Source organism: Okeania sp. SIO2B3 (assembly GCF_010672525.1).
GTDB lineage: Bacteria > Cyanobacteriota > Cyanobacteriia > Cyanobacteriales > Microcoleaceae > Okeania.
The window spans coordinates 1-14,745 of the sequence record NZ_JAAHGH010000062.1 but is presented as its reverse complement, the minus strand read 5'-3'; the positions used below and the strand labels follow the sequence as shown (position 1 = coordinate 14,745).

The 14,745-nt window shown below is 35.8% G+C and carries 8 protein-coding genes; 2 read left to right on the top strand and 6 right to left on the bottom strand.

All coding sequences use genetic code 11. From position 1 onward, the window contains the following. Positions 1-174 precede the first annotated feature (174 nt). The 3 genes from F6K15_RS26545 to tyrS form a co-directional block, all read right to left on the bottom strand. Positions 175-810, bottom strand: coding sequence for a hypothetical protein (locus F6K15_RS26545; RefSeq protein WP_293066598.1), 636 nt, complete (start codon positions 808-810; stop codon positions 175-177). 572 nt (positions 811-1,382) lie between these two features. Next, entirely contained in the window at positions 1,383-2,087 is a 705-nt protein-coding gene (pyrF, locus tag F6K15_RS26540; RefSeq protein WP_293066596.1) for an orotidine-5'-phosphate decarboxylase, read from the bottom strand. Positions 2,088-3,258: 1,171 nt separating this feature from the next. Beyond that, a complete protein-coding gene (gene tyrS, locus F6K15_RS26535) occupies positions 3,259-4,476 on the bottom strand; it encodes a tyrosine--tRNA ligase (RefSeq protein ID WP_293066593.1) in 1,218 nt (405 codons plus the stop codon). Positions 4,477-4,758: 282 nt separating this feature from the next. On the opposite strand from tyrS, the gene F6K15_RS26530 reads away from it, so the two are divergent. Then, a complete protein-coding gene (locus F6K15_RS26530; RefSeq protein WP_293066590.1) occupies positions 4,759-5,961 on the top strand; it encodes an RNA-guided endonuclease TnpB family protein in 1,203 nt (400 codons plus the stop codon). Between the two features lie 1,191 nt (positions 5,962-7,152). Next, positions 7,153-9,087 carry a transglycosylase domain-containing protein gene (locus F6K15_RS26525; RefSeq protein ID WP_293066587.1) on the top strand — a complete coding sequence of 645 codons (1,935 nt, stop codon included), beginning with the start codon at positions 7,153-7,155 and terminating at the stop codon, positions 9,085-9,087. Between the two features lie 1,150 nt (positions 9,088-10,237). Here F6K15_RS26525 and F6K15_RS26520 read toward each other — a convergent pair. The 3 genes from F6K15_RS26520 to F6K15_RS26510 form a co-directional block, all read right to left on the bottom strand. Further along, a complete protein-coding gene (locus F6K15_RS26520) occupies positions 10,238-10,561 on the bottom strand; it encodes a DUF1825 family protein (RefSeq protein WP_293066584.1) in 324 nt (107 codons plus the stop codon). Positions 10,562-11,170: 609 nt separating this feature from the next. After that, complete coding sequence (gene dtd / locus F6K15_RS26515; RefSeq protein WP_293066581.1) at positions 11,171-11,641, bottom strand: D-aminoacyl-tRNA deacylase; 471 nt, start codon at positions 11,639-11,641, stop codon at positions 11,171-11,173. 948 nt (positions 11,642-12,589) lie between these two features. Beyond that, on the bottom strand, positions 12,590-13,675 hold the full coding sequence (locus tag F6K15_RS26510; protein WP_293066579.1) for a GTP-binding protein: 1,086 nt from the start codon (positions 13,673-13,675) through the stop codon (positions 12,590-12,592). Positions 13,676-14,745: the final 1,070 nt, after the last annotated feature.

Below are 14,745 nucleotides of genomic sequence, written 5' to 3'. Positions count from 1 at the left end.
GCCTGGAAATAGTTTCAGTCGAAAAAATGTGTCATTCTTATTTTAAATGACTATAAAATATAGCAGTCACCATTACTATATTTGACATATCAAAAGCTTAAAACTAAGAAAAAAACAGATTTTTCCTTCTGTTGTAGATAACTAAACGCTTTCTTCCTTCTGCTATATCATTCCTCATTCTGTGTCCTGGCTCCTATCTTCAAAATAACATTTTTCTAACCAAACTCTAATACCTCTAGCAAATACTCCATTACTACTATCTTCTGGTTGTGGTGGTAAATTTTCTGGGAAACTTTCTTCTATAGAAAACATATTAACTAACTCCCATTGTCTCTGACTTTTCCTCAGAAATAACCAATGAAATTTTTGTAATTCAACTACCTTACTATCTCGATATTGCCTTTCTAAAGTTGTCAGAAAAATTTGATTAATATCCTCCTGAAAAAAAGGCATATTATCTATCGGTAAAGGTTCAAACTCAGGACGACCTGCTATAACTATATTCCGTTCTAAATAATCTTCATTTGATTGGCGATCGCGTTGAATTTCACGATTAACATAACCTGGTAAATCTAATATTAAATCTGTGGCTAGAATTTCTAAATCGTCATAATTTTCCGGGCAAGTAGATTTTTGTTTGAGTGGCTCAGTTGATTCTATTCTTTCTATTCTAGGTTTTCTAGGTCGTCTTTTTCTGACCATCCAATAATTGTCAATGGTCAAAAATAGGGAATTAGATAAAGATAAATCGTTACTAACTGTACTAATAATCGTGATTATAGAAATGAATATTTTCAAATAAAATAGCATTCAACTTTAGTATTTTCAGATTGATATTTCCCTGAAAGTTATCATGTATGAAAAATATTTACTGTTCAGTAGTTTTTCCTAATAATTTAATAAGTTTGAGGATTTGAGAATTTCCTAACATTAATGGCAACTGCTATAGCAATATTTTTGTAATTGTTATCCGGGGTAGGTTATACCATTTTGAAAAAAGAATATTACAAATAATAGGTATAACTAAAAGACACATATAGGATATGTTCCTTTGAGAAAAAAGAGAATTTCTGACCTAAAACTGTTATTGAAGCCATTCCTATACGACTCCTAACTCCTAAGAAATACCCTAGCTATTTGTAGCAAACATTTATCACGCTTAGTATTAGAAGTGAAAGCTATCTTTCATTTTGTGAAGCTCAGAAAAATCGAAAGATATTTAGCCTTGCATTCTGCCAAAAATTTTGATAATATGTAATCATTAGGATGCGTTCGTACCTACGCATGACTTTTTATTCAACCCAAATATAGTACTATTTACCTGAAGTTACGTTTGAAACAATCGAGCATCAAACATAGCAATACTTTGAATAAAACGCCCTTTAAATTTCCTGACAAATGCGCTCTAAAGCCTTTTTTGGGTCAGTAGCAGCAGTAATAGGTCGGCCAATAACAAGATAATCAGCACCAGCCTTAATAGCCTGACCAGGAGTAAGCGATCGCTTCTGGTCTCCTTTCTCTGCCCAAGTTGGCCTCACTCCCGGACAAACCAACAAAAAATCATCACCACAAACCCGCCTCAACTGTTCCACCTCTTGAGGAGAACAAACCGCCCCACCTAAACCAGATTCCTGAGCCAACAATGCCATCTGTAAAGCATACTCTGGCAATTCCAGAGGAATTTTGAGGTCAAAAGCCACATCACGAGAAGTCAAACTGGTCAAAATAGTAATAGCAATTAACCTGGGTGGGTTTTCTCCTGTAGCCTTTGCCCCTTCCACAACAGCATCTTGAGCAGCAGTCAAAGCCACTCTGCCAGCAGTAGCATGGATGGTCAACAAATCGACACCATAACTAGCAGCAGCTCGACAAGCTCCAGCAACAGTATTAGGAATATCGTGAAACTTTAAATCCAGAAAAATCCGCTTCTGACGTTCTTTGAGAATTGAGAGAATTTTAGGGCCACAACTAACAAACAATTCTAGACCAACCTTCCACCAGATTATTTCCGGTAATTGGTCTATCAGAGCGATCGCTGCTGCCTCAGTTGGAACATCCAACGGAACGATAATTTTATTAATACTCATCACTTTCGTTACAATTGAAAAGTTATTAGTTTAAGTACTTGGAGAATATTCTGCACAATTCTCAATCGTCTACATTTTTGTTCAGACTGTGAGTCTCAGCAAAAGTATTGATTAATTCTCAGTTGTCTATTTTTCGGTATTCAAACAAAAAACTAAGACGTTGTAGTTTTGAGTCATTTACACCTCAAGACTTTCTCTCAGTGTGAGTCAGAATTGTTGTCTACTGAATTTTTCCGACTGTGAGTCTCAGCAAAAGTATTGATTAATTCTCAGTTGTCTATTTTTCGGCATTCAAACAAAAAACTAAGACGTTGTAGTTTTGAGTTATTTCCACCTAGAGAATTTTTCTCGGTGTGAGTCAGAATTGTTGTCTACTGAATTTTTCCGACTGTGAGTCTCAGCAAAAGTATTGATTAATTCTCAGTTGTCTATTTTTCGGCATTCAAACAAAAAACTAAGACGTTGTAGTTTTGAGTTATTTCCACCTAGAGAATTTTTCTCGGTGTGAGTCAGAATTTTTATCTACTGACTTGTTCAGACTTTGAGTCTAAGCAAAAGTATTAATTAATTTTCAGTTGTCTATTTCTGAGCAATGAAACAAAAAAACTAAGACGTTACAGTTTTGAGTCATTTCCACCTAGAGATTTTCTCTCGGTGTGAGTCAGAATTTTTATCTACTGACTTGTTCAGACTTTGAGTCTAAGCAAAAGTATTAATTAATTTTCAGTTGTCTATTTCTGAGCAATGAAACAAAAAAAACTAAGACGTTACAGTTTTGAGTCATTTCCACCTAGAGATTTTCTCTCGGTGTGAGTCAGAATTGTTGTCTACTGAATTTTTCCGACTTGGAGCCTGAGCAAAAGTATTAATTAATTTTCAGTTGTCTATTTCTGGGCAATGAAACAAAAAACTAAGACGTTACAGTTTTGAGTCATTTCTACCTAGAGAATTTATCTCGGTGTGAGTCAGAATTTCTCTCTACTGAATTTTTCCGACTTGGAGCCTGAGCAAAAGTATTAATTAATTTTCAGTTGTCTATTTCTGGGCAATGAAACAAAAAACTAAGACGTTACAGTTTTGAGTCATTTCTACCTAGAGAATTTATCTCGGTGTGAGTCAGAATTTCTCTCTACTGATTTTTTCAGACTATGAGTCTCAACAAAAGTATTGATTAATCCTTCACCAAACGGACAAAATTTTTCTTACCCACTCGTAGAACCTTACCATCAAGGTCTGCCGGGGAATCAAAAGTCAAATTCTGGTCTGAAATACGGTCGTCATCCAAACGAACAGCTCCTCCGGCAATTTTTTTCCTAGCTTCAGAGCTACTTTTACATAAACCACTAGCACTAACAACATAAAACAACTTCGCTGGAAACTCCACAGTCGCCAAAGAAAACTCTGGTACTGCTTGAGCTTGACTCATATCTCCCTCAAGCACTATTTCCATAGCCGTTTTTTGAGCTAACAAAGCAGCTTCCCTACCGTGGTACTGAGATGCAATATCCAAGGCCAACAATTTTTGTCTGTCACGAGGATTTTCCGGCAATTCATCAAGAGATAAATCAGTCAATAGTTCAAAATACTGCTCTATCTGGTCATCAGGAATTTTTTCCAACTTAGAATACATACTCAGAGAGTCTTCCGATAAACCCACATAATTTCCCAGAGACTTAGACATTTTCTGTACCCCATCAGTCCCCAACAAAATTGGCATCAATAGACCAAACTGAGTTTTTTTACCAAAATGCCGTTGTAAATCTCGTCCCACAGCAATATTAAACTTTTGGTCTGTACCCCCCAACTCCACATCAGCATCCACAGCCACAGAATCATAACCTTGCATCAAAGGATAAAGAAATTCATGGATATAGATAGGGCTTTCCTGCTGATAACGAAGAGCAAAACCCTCCTTAGCCAACATCTGCCCCACCGTCATTGTTGCCAAAAGTTCCAGAATATTTGCCAAGTCTAATTTAGAGAGCCATTCTGAGTTGTAGCGAATTTCTAAGCGCCCTGGCGTGTCAAAATCTAATATAGGCCGGACTTGCTCTAAATAAGTTTTGGCATTTTCCTGCACCTGTTCAGAAGTTAACTGTTTTCGGACTTCAGATTTCCCTGTGGGGTCGCCAATTCTTGCAGTAAAATCTCCGATGATTAATACTGCTGTATGTCCAGCATCCTGAAATGCTCGGAGTTTGCGAACCGGAATACTATGACCTAAATGGATATCTGCCCCTGTGGGGTCAATTCCTAATTTAACTCGTAAAGGACGGTCTGACTTGGCCAATCTTTGCAATAAGTTTTCATCGGGGTCTGTAGAATCTGGTCGATCTGGGAAAATTTCGCTGATGCCACGACGCAGCCATGTAAATTTATCAGTCATCATTTAATTTAAGTTCATTTATATAGCTTGACTTTAGGGGGTAAATTAAATTTAGAGTAACTATGGTTTAAATTATCAATCAATCCTAATATTTAGTCTTTAGTCAGCTAAGACACATTTAAATTCTATATTCTCTATCCCCTTTGACAAAAATTGGATTATATAGTTTAAACGCTGAACAGTTTACCGAAAAATTGGGTTTAAAGCCTCGCCCTTCTAGGGCGACTTTTTAGTTTATTTTTGCCACAGGTTATGTTATCATATTGTTAGTTCAAAAGTCATTTTATGAAAGCAAGATTTAAGTACCGTATATATCCAACATTGGGACAAAAATACCGATTAGCAAGGCTATTTGGTTGTGTCCGTGTTGTCTGGAATGATAGTCTAGCTTGCTGTCAGGAAAAGTACAAATCTGGAGAGAAGAAACCTATTAACTCTGAGCTACAAAAACAGTTTATTACTCAAGCTAAAAAAACTGAATACAGAGAATGGTTATCAGAGGTTTCTGCTATACCACTACAGCAATCTTTGAATGATTTAAACCAGGCTTATCAAAACTTTTTTAAATCAACTCAAGGTAAGAGAAAGGGCAGACCTGTTAAACCTCCTAAATTCAAAACTAGAAAGTCAAGACAGACTGCAAGGTTTACAAAAGGTGGATTTAAAGTTGGCCAGCATAAGGTGTATTTAGCCAAAATAGGAAAGCTGAAAATTGTCTGGTCAAGGGAACTACCAAATGTTCCATCATCAGTAACAATAATCAAAGATTCAGCTAACAGATATTTCTTAAGTTTTGTAGTAGAAATTTTGCCTGAAACCTTACCTAAAACTGATAATTCAGTAGGTATAGATTTAGGAATTAAAACTTTTGCTACTTTGAGTAATGGTCAAAAAATTGATGCACCAAAACCACTAAAGAAACGAATCAATAAATATCGAAAGTTAAGTAAATCATTATCTAAGAAAGCTAAAGGTACAAATCGTCATGAAAAAGCTAGACTGAAAATAGCTAAATTTCATGCTAAACTGAAAGATACAAGAATAGATTTTCTACATAAATTATCTACTGAAATAATTCGTGAAAACCAAACAATTGTTTTAGAGGATTTGAATGTTTCAGGAATTGTTAAAAATCGGAAATTATCTAGAGCTATTTCTGATTTAGGTTGGAGGCAATTTAGGACATTTTTAGAAGGAAAAGCAGAAAAATACGGTCGTGATTTTAGGGTGATTAGCCGTTGGGAACCCACATCCCAAACTTGTTCTAGTTGTGGATTTAAGGGTGGAAGATTAGATTTATCAATTCGTGAGTGGGAATGTTTAAATTGCGGAAGTAAGCACGATAGAGACGAAAATGCAGCAAGAAATATATTAGTCGCGGGTGGGCAATCCGAGACATTAAACGGACATGGAGGCAAGCATGAGACTACTGCCAAAGTAGCAGCAGCCTGTGAGATGTCAACTCGCCGAGGAGCTACGGCTCGGTAGGAATCCCCGTGTCTTTAGGCCGGGGAGGATGTCAAAAACTCAACTGCCCAATGATATCTAAGTAAAATATTATAGAAACGTTCAGTAGATTTTGTAAAAACTATTAGACCTATCGGGAAAAGAGGGAGTAGGGAGTATGGAGTAGAGGGAAAAGAATTGATGATTTTTACGCGATAATTGATTTGATGTTTGATGATCACGCCTATGTCTATTGTGTTTAAGCCTCCTTAATAATTTTAGGAGTGCTAAAGTAACATAAATTATTTATGAGTATAATTCAACCTTATTCTTTGACCTTTTTACTTATGGGTTTAATACCCCACCGTCACGCCCTGTGTCTACAATTGATTGGGGTTTGTAGATGCGGAGTAGCAACTTTTCAGTATCCCCATCCACTTTTCCAGTCATTCGGTCCTTACTTTTTCCTTCTTCAAATACTTAATCTACTTTGTAAGCTCAATAAATTAAGACACTATCGACTCTCGCTGCTAGCTGACCAATTAATTCCGTCGAGAGGTTACGAGCTATGGGCATTAGAATTGCCAAATATAATCAGTTAACCTCTAAAAATATATCTAACACCTAAACAATTACTAGCTCTAAAATTTGAAATTTAGTTTTTTAAGCTCAATAAATTAAGACACCATCAACTATCACTTCTAGCTGACCAATTAATTAAGTCGAGAGGTTGCCAGCTATGAACAGTAAAATTCTCTAATATAATTAGGGTTTGCTCAATAAAGTCTTTTTGCTAGGGTAGGAGACAGGAGACAGAAGACAAGAGGCAGGAGACAGGAGACAACCCACCCCTAACCCCTCCCAGGAGGGGAGAAATGGGAATTTCGAGGAGGTAGGAGCTAAGTTTTGTCCCAAGATTTTTCTGCCCAACTATAGCACCTAAAGTACGCTCCTTTTTGAGCATTAATGACTGAAATAGGCGCATTTTTTTCGACACCAAAAAGGCACTTGTCTTTATATGTCAATACTTTTAGATTTAATCAGCAAACCCTAATTAGGACTTACGCAGTGCAATGTATTTTCGTCCAAAGCAACCCACAGGGAAGCAATCTCAAATCCTAGTTCTACCTCATGCATAAGTCCTGATAATCAATTAATCTCTAAAAATATATCTAACACCTAAACAATTACTAGCTCTAAAATTTGAAATTTCGTCAAGGAAGTTAAATAAAAGTGTCCACCAACGCCCTCCCACATAAGCAAACTACAAAATCTCAGTCTGAAATTTCACCAGTCTTCGGATTTGTTCAATCTGTCAGTAAGGTGACAGCAGGTACTGTACTAGGCATCACCATGCTGACTAGCTCATTAGTAGCTGGTGGACTGGTAGGTTTAGCAATCAGCTTTCGTAATCTTCCGGATGTTCGAGTACTAAAAAATTACACACCTTCAGAAACAACTCATATATATGATGTTAAAGGTAGACCATTGGCAAGTCTCCACGACGAGGCCAACCGAGAAGTCATACCCCTAAACCAAATTTCTCCAGACTTAAAACGAGCAGTTCTAGCGATCGAGGATAGTAACTTCTACAATCACTACGGAATCTATCCTATCGGAATTATGCGTGCTTTTGTGGCCAACTTAGAGCGGGGTAGAACAGTTGAAGGTGGTTCTACCGTAACTATGCAGTTGGTGAAAAATTTGTTTCTCTCCCCAACAGCCAAACTAAGTAGGAAAGTGGCTGAAGCAGTTTTGGCAATTAGGATGGAACAAATTCTCGATAAAAACGAAATTTTAGAATTATACCTCAACCAAATTTACTGGGGTCATAATCTCTATGGAGTTGAGACTGCAGCGAAAAGCTATTTTAATAAATCCTCCAAGGATTTAACTTTGGCTGAAGCTGCCTTGATGGCAGGTATGATTCCTGCGCCAGAAGAGTATAGTCCATTTATCAATTACCAAAAGTCCAAGCAACGCCAAGCCACTGTTTTAGCAAGACTGCGTGAACTTAATTGGATTACTGCTGAAGAGGAAGCAGAGGCTCTCAAGCAACCATTATTAGTGGGTAAAGTTACCTCTTTTCGCCAGAGTGAACTTCCTTATATTACTGAGGCAGTTGTTCAGGAGTTAACTGAGAGGTTTGGTAAAGATGCTGTTCTCAAGGGAGGAATGCGGATACAAACGACCATTGATATGAATTTCCAACGGATGGCTGAAAGAACTGTGACTGAATGGCATGAAATCTTATATTACCGTCGGGTTTATCGGAGTTGGGACAAAGGTCAAATGGCATTAGTGGCAGTTGACCCACGCACCCACTTTGTGCGGGCAATGGTTGGTGGGGCAGATTTTAAGAGTAGTCAATATAATCGTGCTGTTCAAGCTCGCAGGCAACCAGGTTCTGCTTTTAAGCCTTTTGTTTATTACACCGCTTTTGCTTCGGGTAGATATTCTCCATATTCGGTTGTGTCTGATACTCGAGTTAGTTATCCAGATGGTAATGGTTATTACTCTCCTCGAAATTATGGTGGTGGATATTCTGGCTCTGTTAGTATTCGTAAGGCTTTGGAGTCTTCTTTGAATATACCAGCGGTGAAAATTGGTCAATATGTTGGACTTAATAAGGTAATTGAGGTTTGTCGCATTTTAGGTATTAAGAGTCCGATGGAACCTGTTATTTCTTTACCACTTGGTTCGGTTGATTTGACACCTCTGGAGATGGCGGGTGCTTATGCGACTTTTGCTAATAATGGTTGGCATTCTGATACTACTTTTATTGTGCAGGTAACAGATACTAGTGGGAATGTCTTGTTGGATAATACTCCTAAACCTAAGTTGGTTCTCAATCAGTGGGCTGTCGCGTCACTTAATAGTGTATTGGTGGGGGTAATTGAACGAGGTACTGCTACTAGAGCTAAGATTGGTCGTCAGGCCGCTGGAAAAACTGGTACTACTTCTTCTGAACGAGATGTTTGGTTTGTAGGTTATACGCCTCAGTTGGCAACGGCTGTTTGGGTGGGCAATGATGATTATCGGCCTCTAAATTATGGTGCTACTGGTGGTACTACTGTTGCACCGATCTGGCGTGATTTTATGAATCAAGCCTTGAGTGGCCAGCGTCGCGAATATTTCCCTCCAGCATATAAATTTGATCGGCCATAAATTTAGTGTCTAATAAGTAGGGCTTGCTGAAAAAGTCTTTTGGTAAGTAAGGGGAGTAGTTAGGAGTCAGGAGTCAGGAGTTAGGGGAATTATAGAGAAAGTAGGAGTAAGAATTGTAAGAGTGATTTTTCTGCCCAACTCTTGCCCAAAATGCGTTCCTTTTTGACCTTGAGCAACCGAAAAGCTGGCTCTTTTGTTCAACCAAAAACAGTCAAAACCTTTATATATCAATACTTTGAAGTTTAATCAGCAATCCCTAAATAGGGTTTGTGTATGGAAAGTCTTTTTGCTGGGGTAGGAGACAGGAGACAGGAGACAGGAGACAGGAGACAACCCACCCCTAACCCCTCCTGGGAGGGGAGAAATAGGAATGAGCGAGGAGGTAGGAGTTAAGAATTGTCTGTCAATTTTTCTGCCATAATCATCCCAAAATACTAGCTTTATGCAGCTCTTTAGACCGAAAAGCTTGCACTTTTTAAAGGGAAAAAAAGGCTGAAACTAATATCAGTCAATGCTTTGATATTTAATCAGCAAGCCCTATTTATGCTTAACATTTCACTGAGAATTTGACTCCCGATCAATGTAAATGAAGATAACTTATATAGTATAAATACTTAAGCAAGCTACGGATTTTATACTAATTTTCATGTTACAAATTGAAGTGCGGAATGTGGGCTAAAAGAAAACTATAAGTTTGTATCTCTAAGATAGATTCTATTTTTAATTTTTCCAATCTGAATCAAAGGTCTAAGTAGAATTTTTTTGTTTGTTGCTAAATAAAACTAAATTAAAAGCCAAGCAGTACAACAATAAATTCCTAATTCTTCTTGTCTTGATGTTTTTGACAATCTCAAAAAAAATGTGTTTACTAAATACCTAAAATAAATAGCAAAATGCAAGATAATTTTTTTATTAATTCCTAGAATCAACAGCTTGGGTTAAAGAAAATAACTTTGTTAATAGGCAAGTATGATTATAGATTGAAAGTGACTTAATGATGGGTTCAAATCATACCGTTATTCGGAAAAGCGAAAAAACTGCTTATTTCTATCTATAATTTCTATAACTTCAAAAAATCAAAAAAATTTCCCAAAAAACTGTTTGAAATAATTTGCTTAACATATTAAATCGTTATTTATCTTGTATTCAATTAGGAATGTTTTTCTAATTCTGACTTCATTCTTTCTAAAGTTGTGTGCATTTGATCGAACATTTGTTGAGGACTAATGCCAAATTGATTTAACTGAGTTTTAAGTTGTTCCATAGTCATTTGAGCCATAAAATCTTCTGATAATTCAAAACGTTTCATAAAAATTCGGTAGCGCTCCATAATAGATTCCATCTTTTCAATATAAATCTTTTTACCTTCTCGGTCGAACTTACCATAGTCACTTCCTACCTTAATTAAGGATTGATAATCCTCAAATAATTGTTTAGCTTCCTGTTGAACTACTTCTGAATCAAAAAATCCCATAGCTTTCCTTATTTAAAATCTGAAATTATATTAACTAAATTTTTAAGTTTAGAACTACCCTAATTTAACAATTATGATATCAACATGATACCTGTTTGTTAGGTAAATCCATTACTTATAGTACTATAACATTAATTTTGTCTCGACCATTGAAAAAAAATGGTGTGGAAATACCCCTATCTTGGTTCGTCAACCCGAAATTTTATTTATCACATTTATATAGAGTTTACATTTAAGTTATGAAAATCCTTTTGAGAAAAAGTAAATAGGCAACAGATAATAGAGAATTAAGTATAGAAATATTTTTTGTGGTGGAAAAAATAGTTTTATTCATAGATATTTCATTAAATAGGGTTTGCTGATTAAATATCAAAGCATTAACTGATATCGGTTTGAAGAATTTTAAGTACTGAAAAAGTACCAGCTTTTCAGTTGATGGAGCGGAAAAAGTGAGGATCGTGGGGTAATGATGAGAGAAAAACTAAGGAGCAATGATGAATGACTACCTCTTCTACAACTCCCCTAAATCCTAACTCTTAACTACTGCCTACTCCCTACCCTAACAAAAAGACTTTATGAGCGCAAACCCTAATTATTAATTATTAATTATTAATTATTAATTGTTGAAGTAGCTTCTCTTTCTAACAAAAGAGTTACCGGACCGTCATTATCAATTTCAACTTCCATCATTGCTCCAAATATACCAGTTTCTACCTTTAAGCAACTCAATTTTAATCGGTCTACAAATAGCTGGTAAAGTTGTTTAGCAACTTCAGGAGATGCTGCATTATCAAAAGATGGACGACGACCTTTGCGACAGTCTCCATAAAGAGTAAATTGACTAATTATTAACAATTCACCATTTATATCTTTTACTGATTTTTCCCAACGGTTACTATTACTATCTGGGTCAGGAAATAAACGAATCTCTAAACATTTACGCACCATCCAATCTATTTCTACTTCTGTATCAGTAGTCGCAATACCTACAAGTAAATTTAACCCTTTGCCAATTTTACCGACAATTTCTCCATTTACTTTTACTTGAGAAAAATTCACTCTTTGGATAAAAACTCGCATAATAAAAAAGTTAAAAGTTAAAAGTTAAAAATAATTTTTTCTTTTGACAAAGAAGAAACTAGGGAAGAATAATAAATCTAAATTAGTATGGGTCTCTAACTTGAGGACAATTACTATGGTGACTTCTTCTTTTGAGAAGCTTTCTACTTTCTGGATTTCAATCTAAACATGAATCTCATAAAGTTATAAATCTATATTTGCTTTTTATTGCATATATTCCTTTGTCAAAGATGTGCAATTAATTTGGCACTACCACTTATAACATTTCTCCATAAATTTACACCTAATATAAAGATGAGAATAATCAGTATAATCAGGTCTGAGCAACAATTATTAAGCACATTTTTACAGATAAATTGTATTAATTAATCTTCAATCGAAAGGAGTCAGGAGTAGAGAATACTTACTTTTGTCTACCACTTCCCTGGTTTAATAGACCACACCTTACCTGCATTGCCTCAATTGTAATGGGGGTGAATCTTGAGTCATAATTTTCCCGATTCCTAATTCTGTTCTTTAAGCAGAATCAATGTATAGAACCCATTTGGGATCTTTTAGGCATTACCAGAAAAGAGGGAGTAGGGGGTAGGGACGTTGCATGCAACGTCTGTAGGTCATAGAGGCCAAGAATTGATGAATAAGAGTGCAATAATTGATTTAATTTTTTATTATTTGAGGTGTCTATTTATGTACTTTATGTACTTAAATATAGGGAGATAGGTAGATGGTGAATATAATGGCACATTTCCACCTTTTTCCCCTATCCTATTTCTCTAGCTCCTGATTCCTAATGTTTAAATATTGCTTTTAACCTCCCTATAATCATTTTTATACGTAGAAAAAATGCTAATGTATAGCACTTCTAAGAAAGAGAATAAAAAAGATATTTTGGTTTGTAGGAAATTTCAAGAATTCCAACCTATTACCTTATTCCTTTTTCCTAACTTTTTAAGCAATAACACAGTCTTCTAATTGCGATCGCAACTCATCATGGTCTAAATTTTGACCAATCAAAACTAACTGATTTTTAGGAGTACCTTTCCACTCATCATCATTAATAGTAAACCGCTTACCACTCAAATGAAAAATATGTCGTAGAGGGCTTTCTTGAAACCACAAAATTCCCTTTGCTCGGAAAATATTTGCAGGCAATTTATTATCCAAAAAATCTTGGAATTTTTTAAGAGAAAGAGGCTTATCACTTTGAAAAGAAATAGAAGTAAAACCATCATTTTCTAAGTGGTTGGAATGATGATGATCGTGGTCGTGGTCGTGGTCGTGATGATGATGTTCATGGTCATGGCTGTGATGATTTTCATGGTCGTGGTCATGGTCATGGTCATGGCTATGAGCTTCTTCTTTTATTTCAAAATACTTATCCGACTCAAACAAACCCACACTTAGAATTAACGGCAAAGCTATTTGTGATTGGCTAGTCCTCATAATTCTCGCATCTTTTTTAACATCTCTAATCTTCACTTCTAATAAGTCTAAATTTGCCTCCTCAACTAAGTCAGTTTTATTTAACAAAATAATATCACCATAAGCTATTTGACTATATGCTGCCTGACTATTAAACAAATCAAGACTGTAGTTAGCAGCATCAACCAAAGTAATAATTGAATCTAGGCGAGTCATATCTCGTAATTCAGTACCTAAAAAAGTTAAAGCTACTGGTAATGGGTCAGCTACACCAGTCGTTTCTACTACCATATAATCAATTTTGTCTGGTCTTTCTAAAATTTTATAAACAGCATTAACTAAATCTTCATTAATAGTACAGCAAACACAACCATTACTAAGTTCGACCATTGTGTCATCTCCATCGGTAGAAACAATTAACTCATTATCAATACCAATTTCTCCAAATTCATTTACTAAAACGGCAGTTTTTACACCCTGTTGATTTTGCAATATATGGTTAAGCAAAGTAGTCTTACCACTACCAAGAAAACCTGTAATTATTGTCACTGGTAAACCATATTTTGGCATATCCATATTTGAGGTATCTAATTGAGTCGTTGTTGATTGCATAATTGTCCTGTTAAGTTACTTTAATGTTTATTGTTGAGCAGAAGTACAATTATTATAGTATCAATTTTCATGTTCTAAAATTGAGGGTATCTTTAACGAAGTCAGAAGTCAGAAGTTAACCCACCCCTCGCCCCTCCCCCTCCCAGGAGGGGAAGTAGGGGATTTGAGCAACTCTCCAAAAACCCGATCGCCTTAAAAGGCGGGGTTGCGCGACCCAATCCTGTTTGATAATAAAAAATTAAATATAAAGTTATCAGCTTAACAAGTGCAACTTGATTAGACATCTCCAATAATAAAAAATCAAATTAATTCTCGTACATAAATCATTAATTCTTTCCGCCTACTCTCTACTCCCTGCTCCCTATTTTCTAGAGATGTCTATTAATTATGAGTTTCTATGATTGAAGATTTATCTACTGGTAAAAATCATCATTCTGTGAAGCATCAAAAAACCCCAGGATGGAAGGCAATAGGATTCCCACAATCAAAAAAAATGTGGTAGTATTATGTTATTGGGGTGAACTCGCCCATATACATGACTTTTTATTCAATGCATAAAAGTTGTCTAGGGAAGAAGTATTGAGAAATAGGAGTTTGGTTTTAGACTTAGTTGGGGCAAAAGCTAGTGGTTCAATAATTGATAATTGATAATTGATAATTACCTGTCCCTAAAAGGAAGAGGATTGAATAAAAGGAAAATTAATTCATTGTTTCTCCTTTAAAGGAGAGGGTTTAAACCTTAATTATTCGGTAAACTGAAGATTTATCCGACTGATAGAAATTATCATCCTGTGAAGCACCAAAAAAACCCCAGGATGGAAGCAAATAGGATTCTCACAGTCAAAAAAAATGTGGTAGTATTATGTTATTGGGGTGAACTCGCCCATACGCATGACTTTTTATTCAACGCATAAAAAGTATGATAGAGCAAATACTGAGAAATAGGAGCTGATTGCTAGTGTCAATATCTCTGGCAATTTCTGGCAATAGCTCAAACAAAGAAGGGGATTTTTTTGACTTGACAAAAAAAATGGTTGATAATCTGGTTGGAGGTGATTTGATTGTACGCC